The 22,900-nt window shown below is 37.9% G+C and carries 19 protein-coding genes and 1 riboswitch; of the genes, 17 read left to right on the forward strand and 2 right to left on the reverse strand.

What is annotated here, in order from left to right:
* Positions 1 to 37 precede the first annotated feature (37 nt).
* From ACDZ29_RS21150 to ACDZ29_RS21180, 7 genes are all read left to right on the forward strand, one after another.
* Positions 38 to 1,285, forward strand: a complete 1,248-nt coding sequence (locus ACDZ29_RS21150) for a glycoside hydrolase family 5 protein (RefSeq protein WP_375091191.1) — start codon at positions 38 to 40, stop codon at positions 1,283 to 1,285.
* A gap of 83 nt (positions 1,286 to 1,368) precedes the next feature.
* Positions 1,369 to 2,016 carry a response regulator transcription factor gene (locus tag ACDZ29_RS21155; RefSeq protein ID WP_289324727.1) on the forward strand — a complete coding sequence of 216 codons (648 nt, stop codon included), beginning with the start codon at positions 1,369 to 1,371 and terminating at the stop codon, positions 2,014 to 2,016.
* Complete coding sequence (locus ACDZ29_RS21160; RefSeq protein ID WP_370014708.1) at positions 2,000 to 3,391, forward strand: sensor histidine kinase; 1,392 nt, start codon at positions 2,000 to 2,002, stop codon at positions 3,389 to 3,391. Before ACDZ29_RS21155 ends, ACDZ29_RS21160 begins: the two co-directional genes overlap by 17 nt.
* A gap of 117 nt (positions 3,392 to 3,508) precedes the next feature.
* A complete protein-coding gene (locus ACDZ29_RS21165; RefSeq protein ID WP_375088573.1) occupies positions 3,509 to 4,396 on the forward strand; it encodes a glycoside hydrolase family 73 protein in 888 nt (295 codons plus the stop codon).
* A gap of 209 nt (positions 4,397 to 4,605) precedes the next feature.
* Positions 4,606 to 4,944 (forward strand): metal-sensitive transcriptional regulator, encoded by a 339-nt coding sequence (locus ACDZ29_RS21170; protein ID WP_370017022.1) that lies wholly within the window; start codon positions 4,606 to 4,608, stop codon positions 4,942 to 4,944.
* 16 nt (positions 4,945 to 4,960) lie between these two features.
* A complete protein-coding gene (copZ, locus tag ACDZ29_RS21175; RefSeq protein WP_375088574.1) occupies positions 4,961 to 5,167 on the forward strand; it encodes a copper chaperone CopZ in 207 nt (68 codons plus the stop codon).
* Positions 5,168 to 5,271: 104 nt separating this feature from the next.
* Entirely contained in the window at positions 5,272 to 7,659 is a 2,388-nt protein-coding gene (locus ACDZ29_RS21180; RefSeq protein ID WP_375091192.1) for a heavy metal translocating P-type ATPase, read from the forward strand.
* A gap of 216 nt (positions 7,660 to 7,875) precedes the next feature.
* Here the strand turns inward: ACDZ29_RS21180 and ACDZ29_RS21185 are convergent, their stop codons facing one another.
* Positions 7,876 to 8,379 (reverse strand): DinB family protein, encoded by a 504-nt coding sequence (locus tag ACDZ29_RS21185; protein ID WP_375088575.1) that lies wholly within the window; start codon positions 8,377 to 8,379, stop codon positions 7,876 to 7,878.
* A 655-nt stretch (positions 8,380 to 9,034) separates the two neighbouring features.
* On the opposite strand from ACDZ29_RS21185, the gene ACDZ29_RS21190 reads away from it, so the two are divergent.
* The 3 genes from ACDZ29_RS21190 (at position 9,035) to ACDZ29_RS21200 (ending at position 13,347) form a co-directional block, all read left to right on the forward strand.
* A complete protein-coding gene (locus ACDZ29_RS21190) occupies positions 9,035 to 9,955 on the forward strand; it encodes a patatin-like phospholipase family protein (protein WP_375088576.1) in 921 nt (306 codons plus the stop codon).
* Between the two features lie 1,094 nt (positions 9,956 to 11,049).
* Positions 11,050 to 12,348 carry an MFS transporter gene (locus ACDZ29_RS21195; RefSeq protein WP_375088577.1) on the forward strand — a complete coding sequence of 433 codons (1,299 nt, stop codon included), beginning with the start codon at positions 11,050 to 11,052 and terminating at the stop codon, positions 12,346 to 12,348.
* A gap of 21 nt (positions 12,349 to 12,369) precedes the next feature.
* Entirely contained in the window at positions 12,370 to 13,347 is a 978-nt protein-coding gene (locus ACDZ29_RS21200) for a 2-hydroxyacid dehydrogenase (RefSeq protein WP_375088578.1), read from the forward strand.
* A 489-nt stretch (positions 13,348 to 13,836) separates the two neighbouring features.
* Here the strand turns inward: ACDZ29_RS21200 and ACDZ29_RS21205 are convergent, their stop codons facing one another.
* Positions 13,837 to 14,025, reverse strand: coding sequence for a Spo0E family sporulation regulatory protein-aspartic acid phosphatase (locus tag ACDZ29_RS21205; RefSeq protein ID WP_370014715.1), 189 nt, complete (start codon positions 14,023 to 14,025; stop codon positions 13,837 to 13,839).
* 577 nt (positions 14,026 to 14,602) lie between these two features.
* Positions 14,603 to 14,792: riboswitch (cobalamin riboswitch) on the forward strand.
* Positions 14,793 to 14,945: 153 nt separating this feature from the next.
* Here ACDZ29_RS21205 and nikA point away from each other — a divergent pair.
* The 7 genes from nikA (at position 14,946) to ACDZ29_RS21240 (ending at position 22,816) form a co-directional block, all read left to right on the forward strand.
* Positions 14,946 to 16,577, forward strand: coding sequence for a nickel ABC transporter substrate-binding protein (nikA, locus tag ACDZ29_RS21210; protein ID WP_375088579.1), 1,632 nt, complete (start codon positions 14,946 to 14,948; stop codon positions 16,575 to 16,577).
* 37 nt (positions 16,578 to 16,614) lie between these two features.
* Positions 16,615 to 17,553 carry a nickel ABC transporter permease gene (gene nikB / locus ACDZ29_RS21215; protein WP_289324739.1) on the forward strand — a complete coding sequence of 313 codons (939 nt, stop codon included), beginning with the start codon at positions 16,615 to 16,617 and terminating at the stop codon, positions 17,551 to 17,553.
* Positions 17,554 to 17,555: 2 nt separating this feature from the next.
* On the forward strand, positions 17,556 to 18,386 hold the full coding sequence (gene nikC, locus ACDZ29_RS21220; protein ID WP_289324740.1) for a nickel transporter permease: 831 nt from the start codon (positions 17,556 to 17,558) through the stop codon (positions 18,384 to 18,386).
* A 394-nt stretch (positions 18,387 to 18,780) separates the two neighbouring features.
* On the forward strand, positions 18,781 to 20,523 hold the full coding sequence (locus tag ACDZ29_RS21225; RefSeq protein WP_375088580.1) for an alkaline phosphatase D family protein: 1,743 nt from the start codon (positions 18,781 to 18,783) through the stop codon (positions 20,521 to 20,523).
* A gap of 74 nt (positions 20,524 to 20,597) precedes the next feature.
* Entirely contained in the window at positions 20,598 to 20,810 is a 213-nt protein-coding gene (locus ACDZ29_RS21230; RefSeq protein WP_063233420.1) for a twin-arginine translocase TatA/TatE family subunit, read from the forward strand.
* Between the two features lie 147 nt (positions 20,811 to 20,957).
* On the forward strand, positions 20,958 to 21,659 hold the full coding sequence (tatC, locus tag ACDZ29_RS21235; protein ID WP_370017025.1) for a twin-arginine translocase subunit TatC: 702 nt from the start codon (positions 20,958 to 20,960) through the stop codon (positions 21,657 to 21,659).
* Between the two features lie 536 nt (positions 21,660 to 22,195).
* Positions 22,196 to 22,816 carry a YitT family protein gene (locus ACDZ29_RS21240; RefSeq protein ID WP_375088581.1) on the forward strand — a complete coding sequence of 207 codons (621 nt, stop codon included), beginning with the start codon at positions 22,196 to 22,198 and terminating at the stop codon, positions 22,814 to 22,816.
* The last annotated feature ends 84 nt before the right edge of the window (positions 22,817 to 22,900 follow it).

Consider the following 22,900-nt stretch of genomic DNA (forward strand, 5'->3'; position numbering starts at 1 on the left):
GAAGACATTTAAAATTTTGATTTCCTTTATATTGACAATGATGGCATTATTCGTATCTGGATGCAGTACGATGATTCCGAAGGAAGAGGAGGAGCTAGAACTAATAGCTGACGACACCTCTAGTGGAAAAGTAGGGTTTTGGGATGAACAGAAAAGAGGAACGAATTTCATGAATTCCAAATCCTTGCCTGAAAACTATAAAGCAGCCAATGAGTTTAATATTGAATTTATTCGTTTGGCTCCCGATAAATGGGCAAAAGACTATGACTTTTTGTTTAATGACCAGCCTGATGATCATCCTAAAAGAGATTTTTTAATGGGAAACGCAGATGAATACAAAGGTATTGATGAGGAAGATTTTTCTAAATTGAAGTCAGATTTGGATGCTGCGTATGAACGTGGATCTAAGGTTGTTTTGACAGTACTCAGTCTTCCAGGAAACCGGTGGAGACAGTTTAACAATTATGAAAACGATGATCGCATTTGGAAAGATTTTAGATATCATCAACAATCCGCTTTATTCTGGAGAGATCTTGCACAGAGATTGAAAGATCATCCGGCTGTGGTAGGTTATAACTTGATTAATGAACCACATCCCGAAACAGCTACAGGATTCAATGATTTTTGGACAGAGGATTATAGGGAGTGGTATAACAATGTAGAACATACAGCAGCAGATTTAAATGAATTGTATAAAACAATTGTACATTCTGTTCGAACTGTGGATAAAGAAACACCGATTATTCTTAATTCGGGTCTTTATGCCACGCCATGGGCATTTGAATATTTAAAACCAATTAAGGATGATAAGGTTTTATATGCGTTCCATATGTATGAGCCATATGAAATGACAAGTCAAAATAAAAGAAAAGGTTTTAAATATAAATACCCTGGTCCCGTGAGAGTTGGAGAACAGCAAACAGTGAAAACATTTGATAAAAGTGCCTTAAAGGAATTTTTAGAACCTGTTAGGAAGTGGGCAAAAGAAAATAATATACCAGATAATCGTATTATTGCCGAAGAATTTGGTATTAATCGTAGGGTCGAAGGCTCTGACAGGTATATTGATGACTTAATTTCAGTTTTCAATGATTATGGGTGGCATTGGGCCTTTTATGCATTCCGTGAAGATACTTGGGAGGGGATGGATTATCAACTCGGGAATCAGGCGCCTAACTGGAAATACTGGGGGGCGTTGGATAATGGTGAAAAGCCAAACCGAGAAGAAATAGAAATAAATAATCCGATTTGGAATGTGCTGAAAAAGGAATTAATGGGGAAATAACTTCTATTTGTAATAAAACATAAAAAGAAAGTGAAGTCTTATATTAAGGTTTCACTTTTTTGGATGAATAAGGAGAGTTTTCAATGAACATTTTGATAGCTGATGATGAAAAACGGTTGACAGTCATATTGAAGACTTATTTCGAGAAAGAAGGATTTAATGTGTATGTTGCTTATGATGGTGATGAGGCTTTGAACCTCTTCTTTTCTAATAAAATCGATTTGGTTGTGTTGGATTGGATGATGCCGAAATTAAATGGAATGGAAGTCTGTTCTGAAATAAAGAAAGTGAGCTTGGTGAAAGTAGTGATGCTGACAGCTAGATCATCTAATGATGATGAATTCAGTGCACTAGATATTGGAGCCGATGAGTATATCCGAAAACCATTTGACCCGCGAATATTGATTCTAAGAGTGAAAAAGATGCTTGGTATGGAAAAAATAGTAGGGATCAGGGATTTGAAAATCGATTTGCTTAGACTGAAAGTATATAAAAATGGTAATGAAGTAATCCTTTACAAAAAAGAATTTGAGTTGTTGGCATTTTTATATAAAAATAAGGGGCAAATATTGTCCAGGGATACTTTGTTATCAATGGTATGGGGAATGAGTTATATCGGGGAAGAAAGAACAGTCGACACGCATATTAATAGATTGCGGGATAAGATTGGGGCTCACAACATTCTCACTCATAGGGGATTGGGGTATAGCTTCCATGATAAAGAGCAATAAAATAAGCACTAAATTATTATCCATGGTCAGTATAATAATGGTTATCGTTTTCGGTATATCTTATTTATTAAACAACTATTTTTTGTCTGATTATTATTTGTATAAAATGAAGCAAAAACTCACATCAACTTACGATGAAATAAATGATTTGAGTATCAATAAATTAAAGGAAATTGAAAATTCCACTGAAATTACTAACAATGTAACAATCGTTATCATCGAAAATAAAAGTAATATCGATGAACTGAATGAGCTTATGCAATTTAGTCTATATAAAGAAAAAATTCCATTGAATAAGTTTTGGATAACGGAGGATACATTAAAAAAGGTAAACGAGGGTGAAATTGTCAAACAGTTATATAATCAAGGGAAAATAAAGTCAAGCTTGCTGACTTTATTGTATGAGCAGGAGGGTCACCTGGTTTTAATCGGTACAGTTGTCGTTCATAATACCGATGCCATGGAAATTATCAATCAACTAAATTTTTACTCCATTGTTTTCGGTATCATCATCATCTTATTGTTAGTCGCATATTATTCCAAAAAAATCATTACTCCATTAGAAAAGCTACAAAGTGTGGCAAAAGATATTGCCAATTTGAACTTTAAACAAGTAGATATAAAGTCAGGAGATGAAATAGAGGAATTATCTCACAGTATCAATGATATGAGCACTCGCTTAAAAAATGCCCATTTACAATTGGAAATGAAAAATCAGAATTTAAATTCATTGGTAACAAACATATCCCATGAGGTGAAGACACCGTTATCATTAATACAAGCCTATACAATCGGCATAATGGATGGCTTAGATGATGGGACATATACAAATGTTATCTTGGAACAAGTGAAAAATACATCTGATATGGTAGATCATTTAATTATGCTTGCTAAAGTGCAAGCCTTGGATGCCAGCAAAGAAACGTTCGATTTAAGAGAGTTTCTCCAAAAGTTAATTTTCCATTATAAAGCTCTATTGAATAACGCTGGCATAGAAGTTCGCGATCACTTAGATTCAGCTGAGAAATGCATGGTAAAAGCAGATAAAAGACAAATGGATATTGTATTTAACAACCTTATTAGCAACGCCATTAAGTATGGGGAAGAAGATTTTTTTGTCATAACATTGGAGAATGATTTTGACGGCAGTTTGAAATTCGAAATAAAAAATAAAACAACAATAGTAAAAGAAGAACATTTGCAAAATATATGGGATTCTTTTTATGTGATAGAAAAATCGAGAAATAAAGAAATTTCTGGAACGGGATTGGGCTTGGCAATAGTAGCCAATATATTGGCTAAAAATGATTTAAGATATGAAGTTACTTTAAACGAGATGAATATTCATTTTACGATATGGTTTGAAACACAGTAGGGCATCACCACATTGGTGATGCTTTTTTTGTCATACTGTTGTGACATATGAAAGGTACTATATTAATCAGAGATGGACTTTCGATGTTCCAAATAAGGGATGAAAAGGGGAAGAAAAGTGAAACGAGCAAGATTAGGGAAAATTATTATTTTTGCATTGATATTGATAGGAGCTCTGAATTTTATAAAATTATTTGATATTAACTCAATTTCTACAGAAAAAATGAAAGAAATTCAAAATGTTATTGATGAGACAAGTATTGGGAAAATACAAGTGAACTGGAAAGACGTTGCTGCGATAGCGAGTGTGGAATATGCACTAGACACAATGACAAAGCAAGAAATAGAAAAGACGGCAAATCTGTTTATTGAGAAGAAGAAAAATCAATATCGATTGAAAGAGGTTGATGAAGTGATTGAAGCATTAGGTTATAGTGAAAAACAAAAAAAAGAAGTCCATGCATATTTGAAATATTTAAATGCTGAGGGTACTAGCTCAAATAAAGAAAATAAAGATAGCTTGCAAGTGAGTTTCATTTCCAGCATAAAAGAGGGGGCCATTGATAATTATAAAGAATATGGTATTCTTCCTTCAATTACAATAGCACAAGCTATATTGGAATCCGGTTGGGGAAAATCAGAGTTGTCAGTGAAGTATAACAATATTTTTGGGATAAAAAGTTATAACTGGGATGGCAAGTCGGCAAATATTAGTACGAGTGAATTTCATGAAGAGAATATTCAAGCTGATTTTAGAGTGTATGATACGATTTCCGATTCTCTCCAAGATCATTCAGTTTTTTTAACTGAAAATCCCCGATATGAAAAGAATGGTTTATTTTCTTCTAAAACTTATACGGAGCAGGCGACAGCATTACAGAAAGCAGGGTATAGTACAGTAGAAAATGAAGCGGGCGAGAAAATATATAGTGAGTTATTAATAGAATTGATTAGGCAGTATCAATTACAATTGATTGATAGTGAAGCACATCTTAATTATGGTTAATGTTTTAATAAACTGTATGGATGATCTGCTAATTACCTGTCCCTTAAACAGTATATTGTGAAAGTGAGTTTAGTTGCTAGAAAGACCTAATCCCAATGATATGAATAAAGAACTAAGATTGTAGTAAATAATGAACAAAAAACTAATTCTTTGCATAGGGTAGGAGGGTATGGTATATTAATTTTCGAGGAGGGATGGGAATGGATGAAATGATGAATAGTCAAGATTCTATGAATGAAGAAGAATGCTGTACGACTTCTTCTCACGGCCGAAAGAGTCATCACTCAGAAGCAGTAAAAAAGAATTTAACAACCCGGTTAAATCGAATCGAAGGTCAAATTCGCGGTATAAAGGGTCTTATTGAAAAAGATACGTACTGTGATGATGTGATTACCCAAATAGCAGCTACACAAAGTGCGATGAATAGTGTGGCCAAGATTTTATTGGAAGGCCATCTAAGGAATTGTGTGGTCGAACGCCTGAATGATGGGGATACAGAGGTTATAGATGAAGTGCTTGTAACGATACAAAAATTAATGAAAAAATAAAGGAGTAGTGGTTAAAATGGAAAAGGTAACATTGAATGTAAGTGGAATGTCTTGTGGTCATTGTGTGAATGCAGTTGAAGGGAATGTAGGTAAACTGGCAGGTGTTGAAAGCGTAAAAGTGAATTTGGATGCAGGCAAAGTGGATGTAGCGTTTGATCATGAAAAAGTATCACTTGAAAAAATAAAAGAAACGATTGATGATCAAGGCTACGATGTCGAGTAAGATTTGAGGGTGCTGTTAAAGCACTTCTTTTTTACAAAGAATTATACCCCAGAGTGGTATAGGAAGGCGGGGATGATGTGAGCAGACAGATAAAAGAAACAAGTATGCAGATTTCAGGCATGACTTGCGCTGCCTGTGCAACCAGGATTGAAAAAGGGTTAAACAGGATGGAAGGCGTTGAGGAAGCCACCGTTAATTTGGCCCTTGAGAAATCGGTCATAAAATATGATTCGGAAAAATTAAGCACCCATGACTTTGAAAAGAAGATACAAGACCTTGGCTATGATGTAGTGAAAGAGAAAAAGGAATTTACGATTACTGGCATGACCTGTGCTGCCTGTGCTACCCGAATTGAGAAAGGGTTAAATAAGTTGGATGGAGTGAGTATGGCTAATGTGAATCTTGCGCTCGAAAATGCGACCGTCGAGTATGATCCTTCCGAAGCCTCCCCACTTGATATCATTCAACGAGTGGAGAAGTTGGGGTATGGGGCGATCATCAAGGAAGATAATAGGGATTCAGTGGATTTCCGTCAGAAAGAAATTCAAAAACAAAAGAATAACTTCATCTTTTCGGTGATTTTATCTTTTCCATTGTTATGGGCGATGGTAAGTCATTTCAGTTTTACTTCGTTCATCTATATGCCTGATTTCCTCATGAATCCCTGGGTGCAAATGGCATTTGCCACCCCTGTGCAATTCATCATTGGGAAGCAGTTTTATGTTGGTGCTTATAAAGCCTTAAAAAACAAAAGTGCCAATATGGATGTATTGGTTGCAATGGGAACATCCGCTGCTTATTTTTACAGTGTCTATCAGGCAATCACCTCAAGCGGTTCCCATCACAATACAGCACAACTTTACTTCGAAACTAGTTCGATTCTTATCACCCTCATTCTTTTAGGGAAGCTTTTTGAAGCAAAAGCAAAAGGGCGTTCTTCCGAGGCCATCAAAAAATTGATGGGGCTTCAGGCCAAAACGGCATTGGTGTTAAGGAATGGGGAAGAACGTGAAATACCGCTTGAAGAAGTCATTGTAGGGGATACTGTTTTGGTGAAGCCGGGTGAAAAGATCCCTGTCGATGGAGAAGTGATCGAAGGGAACTCTGCAGTCGATGAATCCATGTTAACGGGTGAGAGCATTCCGGTGGATAAAACAAACGGGGATCCTGTGATCGGATCAACATTGAATAAAAATGGTTTTCTCAAAATGAAAGCGACAAAGATCGGAAGGGATACAGCTCTTTCCCAAATCATCAAAGTCGTCGAAGATGCGCAAGGGTCCAAAGCTCCGATTCAACGGCTTGCTGACCAAATTTCCGGTGTTTTCGTTCCAATTGTTGTCGGGATCGCCCTTTTAACTTTTCTGGTTTGGATGATATGGGTTAACCCTGGAGAATTCACACCAGCTTTTGAAGCGATGATTGCAGTGCTTGTCATAGCCTGTCCATGTGCTTTAGGTCTGGCCACCCCCACATCCATCATGGCAGGATCAGGTCGGGCCGCCGAATTCGGTATTTTATTTAAAGGCGGGGAACACTTGGAAACCACTCACCATATTGATACGGTCATTTTGGATAAGACGGGAACGGTAACGAATGGTACCCCTGTACTGACCGATGTCCTCATCGAGAATGGAATGGAACAAGAACAGTTTTTATCTCTTATCGGTGCAGCTGAAAAACAATCTGAACACCCTCTTGCCCAATCGATCGTTCAAGGAATTCAAGCAAGACAGATATCACTTGCGGTGGTTGAGGAATTTGAAGCGATTCCTGGTTACGGGGTGAGAGCTGTAGTGGATCAAAAAGTGTTATTCGTGGGAACGCGTAAATTGATGAAGCAAAATAACGTGGATATCACAAAGGCGCTAACAGCGATGGAAGAACTTGAAGAGCAAGGGAAAACCGCGATGCTCGCAAGCATTGGAGGAGAATATGCAGGCATCATTGCTGTTGCGGATACGATTAAAGATACCTCCCTAACGGCGATTAAAAGGTTAAAAGCAATGGATATCCAGGTCATCATGATAACCGGGGATAATCAAAAGACAGCAAATGCAATCGGAGATCAAGTGGGCATTGACCAAGTGATTGCAGAAGTCCTTCCAGAAGGGAAAGCGGAAGAAGTTAAAAAACTTCAGTCAGCCGGTAAAAGAGTGGCAATGGTCGGGGATGGGATTAATGATGCACCCGCGCTTGCACTTGCTGATATAGGAATGGCTATCGGAACAGGGACGGACGTAGCCATGGAAGCTGCTGATATCACTTTGATCCGGGGTGATTTGAACAGTATTGCAGATGCAATCCTCATGAGCAGGAAAACGATGCGAAATATCAAACAAAACCTATTCTGGGCATTTGCCTATAACGTAATCGGAATACCAATTGCGGCAATTGGACTGCTTGCCCCATGGTTAGCGGGTGCTGCCATGGCTTTCAGTTCTGTATCAGTCGTATTAAATGCACTTCGTCTTCAACGGGTAAAGCTCTAAAGAGCATGTAACCATATATTGAAGGCATTGGTACTTATATCAATGCCTTTTTTCTATCTGCCATACGCCTCGAGCAATCGGATTGTCATTCCTTATAGTAAAAGAGCAGACGATCCTGGAAAGGGAATCATCTGCATTCATCTGGAATGAGCTTTAGATATTTACAGCCACACCTCCTAATTGATGTTTCTTTGTTTTCGAGGTGCCATACCGAGCTTATTTTAAACAGTAAAATACATAATCTGTAGGTGTGCCACGCTCGCCTTGTTGATGGAGCATCGCCGACACATTACCGCGATGATAGGTCCCGTGATTCACTACATGATGGATGAGGTCGGCAAGTACAAACTCACACGCCCCCATTTTGGGATGTTCGGTTACAATGGTCCGTTCAAGATCAGGCTGCGTAGCAAGAAAAACGTCATAATCCTTTGCAAGTTCATCATAGTAGGATTCAAGTTCATTTATTGAAACTCCATCCACTTCTTCCCGTCGCCTTTTAACTTTCTTAAAAGTATCTTGAATGGTGCTTCCTTTCATTATCTCCAACCATGTGACGTCTGTTGCGTAAAGGTGAACCAGGACTTCCTTAATTGAGGGAAAGACACTTTTTATCGTGTCGCCATAGACTCCGTCCGGTAATTGTTTTAGGTTTTGGAACACTTGCTGATTAGCCCAAACGTGGTAATCATACATTTTCTTGGCACGGTCCTTTTCCATTTTCTCACTCCTTCCATTGTTACTAAATCCCTTTCGACATAATTTAAAGAATACCTTTATCAAAAGCTGATTCCTAATCTGATAATTTGTCCATGCAAATGCCTCGTTTTATACATATCATGATAATAGATGCTATCCTACTACTATTATTACGTTTGATTACCATCAAAGTTGCGTTAAGGATAGTCTATCCCCTTTTAATAATATTGCAGTAGAGCCAGAGTAAATGATTAAGGGTTTCTCAAGTAGGGAATCCACAGACATGAAGTAATAATAAAGGTGATAAAAAATAAAAAAGGAAATTGGATAGATAAGCAACCAATTGTCAATCGGGGATGGATTGCATAAACAGAGATTAGAAGTACGGTTAATTCTGCGAACAACCTGAAAAGCTGGCAAGGTCAAAGAACATGACATTACAGAATTTGTGTTACAGATTAAAAAACACAACCTTTTAAACTCATATGATTCTTGCTACTGTTAGCGAATTAATTGGTTAAAAAAATAGAACCGTCATTAATTCCAGTCATGGATGGCAAGCGGTTTTATTCTTCAACTGAAGGGGCTGATTTTTAGTATCCAAGAGTGTGAAAATTCGCTTTATTTTAAAATATTGTTAATAATAATAATAACTCTTATCGAGAGGTGGAAAAAAATGAAAGCAGATGCCGTTTTTGAAGGTGGGGGGGCCAGGGGAATTGCTTTTATTGGAGCGATTCAAGCAATGGAAGAGGAAAAAGTCGAATGGGAAAGACTTGCTGGGACATCAGCAGGAGCAGTAATAGCTGCTCTTTTGGCTAGTGGCTATAAAAGCCATGAAATTAGAGAACGGTTTAGTGAAATAAATTACTCAAAGATTCGAGGCAGGACAATTCTGAATCGAATTCCCATTTTGGGCTTCTCTTTGGAACTTATGGTTCATCTTGGGATTTACAAAAACGATTATTTGGAATCATGGGTGGATTCTCTTCTTTCAGAAAAAGGGATTAAGACATTCGCGGATCTTCCAGATGGAAAGTTGAAGATAATCGCGTCTGATGTTTCGAATGGTCAGATGCTTATTTTGCCAGATGATTTGGAACGCTATGGGATGTCTCCTGCTGATTTAAAAGTTTCAACTGCCGTAATGATGAGTGCCTCTCTACCATTTTTCTTCCGTCCGGTTATTTGGAAATCAAAAGACCGGAAAAAATCCTACATTTTAGATGGTGGTTTACTTAGTAACTTCCCAATATGGATATTTGATACAGACAATCCTCGTTTTCCAACATTCGGATTCCATTTTGTGAAAGATGAAGTTAACATAGATCCGGTTATACCAACGCCAATTCACCTTTTTAAAAATATATTTAAAACGATGCTTCAAGCCCATGATTTACGACATATGAACGAAGAAACGATTGAACGCACGATTCAAATTCCTACTGGCGGCATCAACGCAACGGATTTTGAACTGAATGAGGATGAAATCTACTTTCTCTATAAATCAGGCTATACTTCTGCAAAAGAATTTTTGTCGATTTGGGATTTTGAACAATATAAGCACAAACGGATGCAAAGAGTAAAAAATAAGTAGGAGAAACATTACGCTATCGTTTCAAAAGGGTGAAAGTGGGGGACAAGGAGCTGTTACCACGGCTCTTTTTCTTATTGAACTAACGATCAATAGTTTAATATGAGGCATAGTTGTCTTGAGCTTAAAAGCAATAAATGGAAATACGAAATCATAAAAAATTAACAAGAGATATTATTTTAGAATTTTTTAAATGGATAAACGGAAATAAAAGATTAAAAAAAGAAAACAACGTTGGAAGAAATATATACCATAAATGAATTCCCTTACCAGATTCAGGAGATGGATCAATCGAACAAATCGTTTCCGCTATAAATTATGAAATTTAATGAACAGATCCTCAAGGAGAAGAGGTGGGAGTAACTCAATGTCACTGTGAGGATTGGACGACGATGAGCCAGCCCTTCATAAAAAATATAGTTGTAGTAAATGTGCGAAGGGATGGAATCACCACATCAAATGAAAACAGTATTCCGGGTGCTTATTAGGAAGTAGTGGAAGCTCCGTTAACCATCACGGCTTCCATTAAGATTTTGTAATACCAATAGAAAAGTAGATTCAATAGCGCCAAGCGAACAATTAATGTCCCACTTATCTAGTAAACTACATGCTGCTTTATCAGGTACGTATATGGCCGTCCCACATGTATCAGGAGCGCTTGCTTTTCTTATAGAAAAATGATAAAAAAACTTAACCGCCGGTTAACGTTGCCCGAGATTTTTGAGATACAATGGTCTCTAAGCCCTTCCGGTAGCAAAACTAGAGATGGAAAAGAATCGTGGGCTAAAGTTTGTTATGATTTTACTATACAAAAAAACGTCAATCAATTTTCGCCATTTGGCATAAAACGTTAACTAGGAATATAATCCTGAAAATAAGAATAAAGATTGACAATCACAAATCCTCATAATACGATACTTTACAGAATAAACAGAATTATCTTTTTTTATTTTTTGACATAAAACAAAAACTGAGTTTTATATTATAAAACAAAAACCTCCTTGTATATACATATAATCCAAGCGTGAACTCTGGCTTTTTCTTATTTTGGAAGCGCTGCCAATTATGGCGTTTTATATAACAAGGGGGGATAAGGTATGGAAGCAAGAGTGGAAACAAAGCAAGAAAAGCCATTAAATATTGGCCGGAAATTTCGCTGGACCGTTGTCATCTGGTTATTGATTGGGGGAATAATCAACTATCTTGATCGGGCCAACCTCTCCATTGCAGCTCCCGAAATGATGAAGGAACTCGGACTAAGCGTGACCGAAATCGGGTTGTTGGGAACCTTTTTTTCTTGGAGTTATGCATTAATGCAGCTTCCTTCCGGATGGCTGATCGATCGGTTCGGGACCAAAAAGGTGTATACAATCGCGCTTATTTGGTGGAGTGGCGCGACCATTTTAACGGGAGCCGTTCATAAAATGAGTTCATTTATTGCTGCACGGATTTTACTTGGAGTGGGAGAAGCACCGTGTTTTCCTACGATGGCTAAGATCACATCGTATTGGTTCCCTAAAAAGGAACGAGGCTTGGTAACTGGAATTTGGGATTCTTCGTCCAAATGGGGACCAGCCATTGCACCGCCACTTCTCGTTTTCATTATGGTGACTTTTGGGTGGAGAGCGTTGTTTTATATAACGGGTGTGATCGGCATCATCTTCGCAATCGGTTTTGTTATTTTTTATAAAAATCCTGAAAAAAGCCAAAAACTTTCCAAGGAGGAATTTGAATACATTAAGTCGGAAGGTGGTGGAGTAGAGCAAGGCATTCAATCATCAAAAATAAAATGGGGTTCGTTATTTAAATATCGAAGCGTGTGGGGGATGATTCTGGGCTTCTTCTGTACCATTTGGATCTGGAATATTTTCCTTGTCTTCCTTCCCCTTTATTTGTTTGATGTCCATCATGTCTCACTTAAAGAAATGGGTATATATGCTGGTATTCCTTGGCTTGGCGGAATCTTTGGCAATATTTTCGGAGGATATCTTACTAAAAAATTGGTTGACAAGGAAATTACTACACCTATTAAAGCAAAGCGTGCCTTAATTAGTATATGTGCCATCTCGGCCGCAATTGTTGTATGTGCAGTTCCATTTGTCAAAGGGCTCGCTATTACCTTAACATTACTGACCCTTGCTCTTTGTTTTATTTCTGCCATTACAGGCAGCGCGTGGGCACTTGCCGGTGACATTGCCCCTCCTTCTATGGTTGCTTCTGTAGGTGCAATTCAGAATTTTGGCGGTTATTTTGGTGGAGCCTTTTCCCCTGTTGTGGCAGGCATGATAGTGGATGCTACTGGTTCTTACTCTCTTGCCTTTATATCTGGCGGTTTAATCGCCGGATGCGCCGCAATCTGTTATTGGTTTATTGTAAAACATCCTATTCAAGAATAGTGTAACCGAGGAGGACATAAATTGATGCCAAAAGTGTATATTGCAAGACCAGTACCGGCCGAGGTAGAGGCGAAGGATTGCCAGTATGAAAAATGGAACGGCGCTGAACCCATTACCAGAAGCCAGCTGTTTAAGCAAATTTCCGATGCGGAGGGACTGCTCATCACCGGAGAAAAAATAGATGATGAACTTCTGGACCATGCACCATGTCTAAAGGCTGTCAGCAATATCTCGGTAGGCTACAACAACTTTGATCTTGAGGCAATGAAAAAGAGAAGCATAATCGGTACAAATACACCTGATGTTCTCGATGAAACCGTGGCCGACCTAGCTTTAGCCTTAATGCTCTCAGCAGCCCGTCGTATACCGGAACTGGACAAGCTTGTAAAGGATGGCAAGTGGGGAAATAAAGGCGCTGAACCCCTCTTTGGCGTTGATGTTCATGGAAAAACATTGGGCATCATCGGTATGGGGAGGATTGGGGAATCTATTGCAAGACGAGGAAAATTCGGTTTTAACATGGAAGTTTTATATTATAATCGGCGAAGAAAATTCGAAGTGGAGGAAACGCTCAGTACAACCTATTCCTCTTTAGAGCACCTTTTACGGGAATCCGATTTCGTTCTTTTAATGGTCCCTTATACTCCGGAGACGAGGCATCTTATGGGACGGGAGCAATTCGCACTGATGAAAAAATCTGCGATCTTTATCAATACATCCCGCGGTCAGACGGTGGACGAAAAGGCCCTCATAGAAGCACTGCGAACTAAGGAAATCCTTGCAGCTGGTTTGGATGTATTTGAACAGGAACCCGTATCGCCTGACAATCCGCTTTTAGCCATGCCGAACGTGGTTACCCTGCCGCATATAGGTTCAGCTACTCATCAAACACGATTTGATATGGCCATGCTTGCGGCGAAGAAACTCGTTGCAGCGGTTACTGGAAGGGAGATAAGCAATGTTGTCCCTGAATTGAAAGGACTTCAGTCACTAAAATAGTAAAAATTCATTAACTCAGCAGAAATATTAGGTTGTCCATGACAATTTAAATGAAGCGTTGATATTTGAAAACTCACACCATTCATAAACTTAGATGAGATAGATTGTTTGTTATTAAATGAAGGACATTAAAGCAAAATTTGATAAAAAGGCATCCATTCATTTTGGATGCTTTTTAATGGGGAGAAAGAATGTGATCAAAATGACCCTAAGTAATTTGTTCACGGCACAATTCCAATAAACAAAATAAAACGTAGAAAACTATACTGAAGCCTTATGTAAGAAGTGATGATCATTTTCATTAAATAATCCAGAAAAATTAGTCCACGAGTCCAAGAATTGAACACGAGGTGGTTAAGTAAGGGAAATATACTGCATGAAATACACAGTGATCATTAAAAATAATTCCAATATAATTCAGAGAGATAGTTCCTACAGCTATCATGATTGAATGAAGTTAGAAAGATTAAATCAAATTTCATTCCTGTTTTAGAAATATTGTACATTTGGTTCTTTTTCATGCTCAAGTAAATTCAATAGTTTATCCAGTTCCTGGCTATTATGTAATGTTTTTGGAGAAGTTAATCCATATGTCAATGCGGTAGTTATTAAATCTTTCCTCAATATCTCAATTTTTTCATGTAATGCTTCAATACTTACCAATGCAAAATCCCTCAAGTACTTTCTTTTATTGTTATGAATCTATTATTACATAAATTAGGTTGCTTTCAAATACAAAGTAAGTGTTCACTTATAAAAAATAACTTATTCGGGAGGGAGCAATACAAATCTGAAAATGAAAAATCTACATACTATCATTCATATATGTCGTTACAAATAACTGTTTGTATAAGATTATTGCCTCCGTACAAAACGAACCGTTAAAAAACATCAGGATCTTAATTTGATATGGCATAAATTTGTGATAAGGAATATAATTTGTATTAGGTAAACTTTTTGATTTTATTTTCATATAGTTAATATCCATTTTTAGAGAGCTGTAATCGTAAAACCGTATAATATAGGAGAGTTTTTAATATTTGTTAAATTCTTAAGAATAGATATTTATTCTCCTTTTTACTAACTGTTTTTCGTTTATTGCTAGGATGGAAATGAGTAGTTGCTGAGTTGCTGAGTTTATCAAAAATTAATTAGAGATGAAACTATTAAAGTGTTAAGAAGCATCAAGAGGTTTTGACTTAATAATTTTAAGATGGACAAGCTCTATATTTTACTATGAAGATGAGGAAAAATTTCATATTTTATTGGAATGGGTATATTCGTTTAATAGCGAATATTTAAAAGGGAAGCCGGTGCAAAATCCGGCACGGTCCCGCCGCTGTAAGGGTGAGTCCTATGCAAGAAAGTCACTGGATAATATCCGGGAAGACGCATGGAGATGATGAACCTAAGTCAGAAGACCTGCCTGTTCTAGAAATGCTGTTAACCTACGGGAGATAGGGAGGTGTTAGAGTGCTAGAAGACGAATTTGTTCTTAATATATAAGCATTTCTGACCGTTAAATCTGGTTGGAAATGCTTTTTTGTATTTCGTGATTTTTCAAATAGTTAAAATTCCATAATTGAAGGTGAGAAAGCATGTTTATAAAACGGTCTAATTTATTCCATTCTTTTGTTGGACTACTAGTAATTTTCACAATCTTAGTTACAGGTTGCAGCAACACAACAATAGATCAAGAAAGTACATCAGATAATGAAAAGCAAAAAGTTGTTACTTTTTCATGGCCTGGGGATATAGGTGACTTAAATCCACACACATATTTTCCGAATGAGTTTTTTTCCCAGGCTATGGTATATGAATCCCTTGTTTATTACGGTAAAGGTGGAGAAATTCAGCCTTGGCTTGCGGAGAGCTGGGATATATCGAAAGATGGAAAAGAATATGTATTCCATCTAAGAAAAGATGTTAAATTTTCCGATGGTTCGCTATTTAATGCTGCAATCGTCAAGAAAAACTTTGATACCATTTTAGATAATCGCAAACAACATGAATGGGTGGGATTAATTAACCAAATCAAAGATACAAAAATAATAGATGAATATACTATTAAACTTATTTTGAACAACGCGTATTATCCAACTCTTCAAGAACTAACTTACATCAGACCTTTGAGATTTGTAGGAGAAGCTGCTTTTCCTGACAGCCAAAACACATTTAAGGACGGACTCAAGTCTCAGATTGGCACTGGACCGTGGGTATTGAGCGAGTATAAGAAAAATGAGTTTGCTGTTTTCAAAAGGAACGAACATTATTGGGGCACTAAGCCTAAAGTAGATAAGGTGGTTGTTAAAGTCATTACTGATGGAGAGTCAAGAGTGTTAGCTTTTGAGAAAAAGGAACTCGACTTTATATTTGGAAACGGGGTCATCAGCCAAGATTCATTCCAATTTTTGAAGAATTCAGGGCAATATGAAACCAAATTGTCAGAACCTACAGCTACAAGAACGCTGCTTCTTAACTCAAACAGAGAAGCGACTAAAGATCTTAAAGTTCGGTTAGCTCTCCAACATGCTTTTAATAAACAAGCTGTTATCGATAAGATCTTTTATGGTATGGAAAAAAAGGCTGATACTTTGTTTCCACCTATTTTGCCTTATACGAAAATTAATATAGAGCCATATGAGTATGATGCAGAAAAAGCAAAAATGTTATTGGATGAAGCTGGATGGAAACAAGTGAAGGGGAAACCATTTAGAGAAAAAGACGGAAAAGAATTGCAATTGGAATTACTGTTTAATAGTACAGATAACATCCAAAAGTCAATCGCAGAATTTACACAAGGTGATTTTAGAAAACTGGGAATAGATGTTAAGTTGACCAGTCAGGAAACTAATACTTTTTGGACAACGGCATTTCAAGGTAAGTTTGATTTATTATTTACAGCAACATGGTCTGTACCGTTTGATCCACATTCCTATTTAGCGTCTATGACGACTAATTCGGAAAATGGTAGTCCAGATTATAACGCTCAATTAGGGTTGCCAGTAAAAAAAGAAATAGACCAGAAAATTAAGAAAGTATTATTAACTACTGACGAGGAAGATAGAAAAATACTGTATTCAGATATATTAACGACATTGCACGAACAAGCCATTTATTTACCGATATCTTATCAGTCTAATATAGCGGTGTATCAAAAAAACATTAGTGGAGTAGATTTTTTACCTCAAGAAGCTGAGGTCCCTTTAACTTCAATTGATGTTAATTGAAATAGGGGATACTTAAAAACAACTTAAGGAGTGCTACATGAGTTGGTTTATTTTTAAACGTCTCACAAGTTTAATTCCAATATTATTCGGAGTTTCGCTCATTACTTTTATCTTGCTTCACTTAATTCCTGGAGATCCGGCAGTAGCTTACTTAAGGGCGTCACATATTCCTCCTACGAATGAGACAGTGGCTGCCCTTCGAGTTGAGCTTGGTTTAAACAAGCCTTTATATGTCCAGTATTTTGGATGGCTGGGAAAAGTGTTGCAATTGGATTTAGGGATGTCTTACGTGTCCAATAACTCCGTATGGGAAGAAATTGTGGTACATTTCTTCCCAACAGTTCAATTAACATTTGCTTCGCTTATCTTAATTGTTGTTATTAGTTTACCTATAGGCATGATTTCTGCTATTTACAAGGGGAAATTTGTTGATCAGTTTAGCAGAATAGCAGCCTTTGTAAGTGTCTCTATGCCAACCTTTTGGTTTGGGTTTCTTTTGATCTATTTTTTATCTGTAAAGTTAGATTTATTTCCTGTATTGGGAAGGGGGACCTTGGCGCATCTAGTGCTTCCTTCCTTGACATTGGCTTTTACCTATATAGGGACGTATATGCGATTGCTTCGAGCTAGTATGCTAGGAAATTTGAATGAGCCATTCGTTGTGTATGCTAGAGTGAGAGGGTTACGCCAAAGACTAATCGTTATCAGACATGTCTTAAAAATGTCCTTATTACCTATGATAACTGGACTTGGAATGAGCTTCGGGAACATGCTAAGCGGAGCGGTTATTGTTGAAACAATTTTTTCTTGGCCCGGCATGGGACAGTTATTTGTCACATCTATTTTAAATCAAGATTATCCAATGATTCAGGGGTGTGTATTGTTTATGGGTGTGATCTTTGTGGTCTGCAATCTTCTTGTGGATCTTACTTATTCTTTCCTGGATCCCCGTATACGCTGGGAAGGAGAGAAATAAGAATGGTGCAAAACATGAAAAGAATGCTGATGACACATATGCTCATGATGATCAGTATCATGATTATTTCCTTTCTGACAGTATTGGCTCTTTTTGCTCCTTTTTTGGCTCCTAATGATCCGAACTTGATTGATATCGTTCAGAAGCTGCAAGGGCCCTCCTCTCAGTTTCCATTGGGGACTGATCATTTAGGGAGATGTATATTGTCCCGATTAATCTATGGAACACGAACCTCGTTGGGAACAGCTTTCCTTGTCATGGGATTAATGATGATTATTAGTATCCCACTTGGTATTTATGCAGGCTTTATAGGGGGTAAAGTTGATTATCTCTTCATGAGAATGTGTGACATTCTCATGGCATTTCCAAGCTTTCTGCTGTCCTTAGCTTTAATCGGAATTTTAGGACCAAGTCTTGGCAATCTGATCTTGGCGATGGTGCTTGTCCAATGGGTTTTTTATGCACGCGTCATCCGAGGAATGGTTCTTAGTGTAAAGGAGCAAAACTTTGTCTTAGCAGCCAAAATATGCGGGACACCAATGAGAGTAATTGTCATCAAACATATTTTACCTGCCATCATTTCTCAAGTTGTTGTATTAATCTTTATGGACATCGGAGGAGTTATTTTAGCAATTTCTGGACTCTCTTTTCTTGGTCTTGGCATACAGCCGCCAGAGGCAGAGTGGGGAATGATGATCAATGATAGTAAGCCATTTTTTAGAGAAACCCCTTCATTGATGCTTTACCCTGGGTTGATGATCTTCATCGTTGTGTTTGCTTTTAACTTGTTTGGCGAAGCTTTGAGGGATGCTCTAGACCTAAAAAAGGAATAGAAGGGAGGATGGATGGAAGATGGGACAACACCCCAATCTAACGTTTAGGGTACGAAAATGATTCGCAGATAAAAGTGAATAAAACTTAAACGATTATCAAATAATATGAAGCATTAATTGCTGCATCCTATTTGAGCTTAAACCCAGTTATTTGTAACGATTAAATAAATGATTCATGAAGAAAAATAGGTTGAAAGACTGTCGTTGTTTGTAAAAGTTTATAGGTCTATGTAAATGCATGAGTGAATAATTTCCTTTTTTTTAAAAAAAGTGTTCCATAGGACCTGCATGAAAACTCCTAGTTGGGATTTTATTGTTTTTACACTTCTTCATACACCTTTAAAATTGTCCTTTTATACTTGAACCAGATTCAAATAATAGGAGGGAAAGATCAATGAATAATGAAAGAGCAATGGATGATTTAATTAAGAATTGGAGCGAATTAGGTAAGAACATGGACCGCCGGAACTTTATCCAGGGAGCAAGTAAGCTTGCCGGACTTTCATTAGGTCTTGCCCTTGCCCAATCAATGGGCGGTATTGAAGTGAATGCTGCCCCGAAATTCAGTGATTATCCATTTACTCTCGGAGTAGCTTCAGGTGATCCGCTCTCGGATAGTGTAGTTTTATGGACAAGGTTGGCACCTGATCCTTTGAATGGCGGAGGAATGCCACAAGAAGCCATTTCCGTTAAATGGGAAGTGGCAAAGGATGAGAATTTCAGAAAGATTGTCCAGCAGGGCAAGGAAATAGCCAGGCCGGAACTTGGCCACTCCGTTCATGTGGAAGTAAGCGGGTTAAAACCTGATAAGGTCTATTTTTACCGATTTAAAAGCGGTGGGGAAGTAAGTCAGACTGGGAAAACGAAAACACTTCCGCCAGTAGGTTCAAGTGTTTCGAGCTTGTCATTCGCGTTTGTTTCATGCCAGCAATTTGAGCATGGTTATTATACGGCCTATAAACATTTGGCAAAAGAAGATTTGGATATTGTCTTCCACCTTGGCGATTATATATATGAATATGGACCAAATGAATATGTTGCTTCTACAGGTAATGTCCGTGTACATAGTGGTCCGGAGATCATCACGCTTGAGGATTATCGAAATAGATACGCACAATACCGCTCTGATACCCATTTAAAAGCCGCACACGCAGCTTTCCCATGGGTCGTGACTTGGGATGATCATGAAGTTGAAAACAATTATGCAAATGTCATCCCGGAAAAAGGGCAATCGGTTGAAGCGTTCATCAAGAGAAGGGCAGCGGCTTATCAGGCTTATTATGAGCATATGCCCCTTCGTAAATCGTCTTTGCCTAAAGGAGCGGATATGCGGTTATACCGAAATTTCACGTATGGCGACCTGGCCTCTTTCTTTGTACTGGATTCACGTCAATACCGCGATGATCAGGCAAACGGAGATGGAAGTACACCGCAAACGCCTGAGTCACTTGATCCGAAGCGGACATTGCTAGGTCCCGAGCAGGAACAGTGGCTAACTGACAATCTATCAAAATCAAAAACGAAGTGGAATGTACTGCCGCAGCAGATTTTCTTTTCACAACGGAATTATGGAACACCTACCGCTCCCAAATTCAGCATGGATTCCTGGGATGGTTACCCGGCTGCGCGTGATCGTTTGATTGATGTAATCAAAAGAAACAACCTGGAAAATCTGGTCGTGTTGACCGGTGATGTACATGCAAGCTGGGCAGCCAATTTAAAGGTTGATTTCGATGATCCAAATTCCAAGCTTTTCGGTGTGGAGTTTGTTGGCACTTCCATCACATCTGGTGGAAATGGTGCGGATAAGCGTGCGGATACGGATAAAATACTAAGTCAGAATCCACATATAAAGTTCTTTAATGATTACCGGGGATATGTCCGATGCAAAGTAACACCAGAACAATGGAAGGCGGACTACCGTGTAGTCCCATTCGTGACAGAACCAGGTGCGGATATATCCACAAGAGCATCCTTTGTTTTTGATAAGGATCAAACAGGGCTGAGAAAGGTTGCATCAGCAGCGGTTACGGAAGGTGTACAAAAAACGAACGAAGTCGAGGACGATCGGACACGTGCCCATAATCGCGCGCATGAAAAACAAAGATTGAACAAGCAGGGGAAAGTTACTCACTAATTGATAGGGAAAGATTATGATGCTTGACAAGGACATTGTGAAGAAAAATGAGAATATCAAAGGAGTGAATAAGAATGCTTTCAAATATAGGGATACCCGGTCTGGTAATCGTCCTAGTGATTGCACTGATTATTTTTGGACCGTCCAAGCTTCCGGAAATAGGCCGTGCATTTGGCCGGACATTATCCGAATTCAAAAGTGCAACCAAAGGATTGGTGAATGATTCAGAAAAAGAGGATGAAAACGAGAATAAAGCCGCGTTAAGAGCTGTTAAAAAAGAGGGATGAATTAAATGAGAAATAGCGGGCGGAAAGACTCGCCTGCTTCTTTTCATGAAAAGAGTTCGAGTGGAAGTGCTATTTGCAATATAGCAAGAAAATATCTAAAAAGGAGGAGTGAAAGTGGAGAGTAAGGATTTACATGTTATAGAGCATATGGAGGAACTACGAGGAAGAATCATTAAAACACTGATAGGCTTTCTTGTTTTCTTCATAGTGAGTTTCATATTTGTACAGGATATTTATGAACTACTAATTAAGGATTTAGATGGGAAGCTTGCTGTGCTTGGTCCAAGTGACATTCTGTGGGTATATATGATAATTGCCGCGGTTTGCGCAATAGCCGCAACAATTCCGCTAGCTGCCTATCAGTTATGGCGCTTTGTGGCTCCTGCGTTGAAACCTGAAGAGAGAAAAGTTACATTTCGGTTCATTCCGGGGCTGTTCATTCTATTCATAACAGGTATCTCATTTGGATATTTTGTGTTGTTCCCGATAGTGCTGGGTTTCCTCACTTCCCTATCCGCTGGGCAGTTCGAGATGATGTTCACAGCGGAAAAGTATTTTCGGTTCATGATTAATTTGATCTTACCATTCGGGGTTTTATTCGAAATGCCGCTTGTGGTCATGTTCCTGACTAGATTAGGAATCATCAATCCAACAGTGTTGAAAAAGTCTCGTAAGATTTCTTATTTCGTCCTGGTCATCATCTCAATCTTGATTACGCCTCCTGATATAATTTCGGACATTTTGGTTATCGTCCCATTGCTTGTGCTTTATGAAGTGAGTGTACAGCTGTCCAATATGGTTTATCGAAAAAGGCTGATGAAAGATGAGTCAGCATTACCTGTAACATGAAATGCATTCTGAAAAAACATTTCTTGGGAAATAGTTAATGGAACACACTTAAAAGTTGAGGGGGCGATTCCTCAACTTTTTTTATTGCGGAATAATACTTGATGGATTAAGTAAGTGCCTTACCCTTAAAAAATAAGCTTTTGCTTCCTCTAAGTGGACTTTTTGAATTGCGTAACCCATTTTAAAATTGTCAGGTTCCCAGATCTTTTGGATTTGTATCTTTGTCATTCGTAAAAACATGCTCCTGATAAAATGGGGCATGTTTTATTTTATATTTTAGAAGGAGCGAGGATTCTGGTTAGCGAATAAATGTAATCACTTGAACATAAAACCAGTAATCTTCATTTCGCCCATTCCAACATGAATGAGGTAAGGGGTCATTTTGAAGATTAGTTTGAGTAGAAAGGTGAATGATCCGGAAAAATTGGGGTGCAGAAATGAATGTTGATTCGTCGTTCAAGTATAAATATATATCTAGGGGGGAAAAGCATCATCAAAATATTGAAAGGGATGGTGAGAAGTTTATGAGGGATTTAATGAAAATTATCGCAGGAAACATTTCAATGACATTTGCCTATGCCTTTTTAATCGTTCCCAATGAAATTATTAATGGAGGCGTAACTAGCTCGGCCTTATTATTGCATGCATTATCGGGTTATAACATTGCCATGCTCGCCAATTTCGTTACAGGATTCCTATTAATCATTTGTTTAGTTTTTCTAGGGAAAGAGTACTTTTTTAAGTCGATTGTAAGTTCCCTTAGCTATATGCTGTTTTTCAATTTTTTTTATTCATTGAATATTAATTTTGATGTAAATATCTTTTTAGTGATTATCTTTTCGTCGATTTTGATAGCGATAGGATACTATTTATGTATAACAGCAAATGCATCCACTGTTGGGTTTGACGTGCTCGCCTTAATTCTACATCATAAAAATGATAAAATAGATATTGCAGTGACAATAAGGATCATTAATCTTATCGTACTGATGTTGGGTCTTCTCGTTTATGGCTATACATCGATTATTAAGGGTGTTGCGTATACATTGCTTTTTTCATACCTTTTAAAGAAAATGCTGGATAGGAAGCCGAAGGCACGAAAGGCAGGAACGGATAGTGCGTTCGATGAAAATTCCAGTGTGAAAGAAGTAAAATGAAAAAATTAGAGGTTTGAAGAGAGCTGTATTAATGGCCGCCATTTGTTTTATTTTTATTTCGTTATCTAAATATTCAGATTTTAA

Origin of the sequence: Peribacillus sp. RS7, from assembly GCF_041956845.1 — a bacterium.
In the GTDB taxonomy this organism is placed as follows: domain Bacteria; phylum Bacillota; class Bacilli; order Bacillales; family DSM-1321; genus Peribacillus.

Coding starts and splice junctions, on each gene's coding strand:
- ACDZ29_RS21150 (WP_375091191.1), top strand. CDS start 38: ATGATGGCATTATTCGTATCTGGATGCAGTACGATGATTCCGAAGGAA.
- ACDZ29_RS21155 (WP_289324727.1), top strand. CDS start 1,369: ATGAACATTTTGATAGCTGATGATGAAAAACGGTTGACAGTCATATTG.
- ACDZ29_RS21160 (WP_370014708.1), top strand. CDS start 2,000: ATGATAAAGAGCAATAAAATAAGCACTAAATTATTATCCATGGTCAGT.
- ACDZ29_RS21170 (WP_370017022.1), top strand. CDS start 4,606: ATGATGAATAGTCAAGATTCTATGAATGAAGAAGAATGCTGTACGACT.
- copZ (WP_375088574.1), top strand. CDS start 4,961: ATGGAAAAGGTAACATTGAATGTAAGTGGAATGTCTTGTGGTCATTGT.
- ACDZ29_RS21180 (WP_375091192.1), top strand. CDS start 5,272: ATGCAGATTTCAGGCATGACTTGCGCTGCCTGTGCAACCAGGATTGAA.
- ACDZ29_RS21185 (WP_375088575.1), bottom strand. CDS start 8,379: ATGGAAAAGGACCGTGCCAAGAAAATGTATGATTACCACGTTTGGGCT.
- ACDZ29_RS21190 (WP_375088576.1), top strand. CDS start 9,035: ATGAAAGCAGATGCCGTTTTTGAAGGTGGGGGGGCCAGGGGAATTGCT.
- ACDZ29_RS21195 (WP_375088577.1), top strand. CDS start 11,050: ATGGAAGCAAGAGTGGAAACAAAGCAAGAAAAGCCATTAAATATTGGC.
- nikA (WP_375088579.1), top strand. CDS start 14,946: ATGTTTATAAAACGGTCTAATTTATTCCATTCTTTTGTTGGACTACTA.
- nikB (WP_289324739.1), top strand. CDS start 16,615: ATGAGTTGGTTTATTTTTAAACGTCTCACAAGTTTAATTCCAATATTA.
- nikC (WP_289324740.1), top strand. CDS start 17,556: ATGGTGCAAAACATGAAAAGAATGCTGATGACACATATGCTCATGATG.
- ACDZ29_RS21225 (WP_375088580.1), top strand. CDS start 18,781: ATGAATAATGAAAGAGCAATGGATGATTTAATTAAGAATTGGAGCGAA.
- ACDZ29_RS21230 (WP_063233420.1), top strand. CDS start 20,598: ATGCTTTCAAATATAGGGATACCCGGTCTGGTAATCGTCCTAGTGATT.
- tatC (WP_370017025.1), top strand. CDS start 20,958: ATGGAGGAACTACGAGGAAGAATCATTAAAACACTGATAGGCTTTCTT.
- ACDZ29_RS21240 (WP_375088581.1), top strand. CDS start 22,196: ATGAAAATTATCGCAGGAAACATTTCAATGACATTTGCCTATGCCTTT.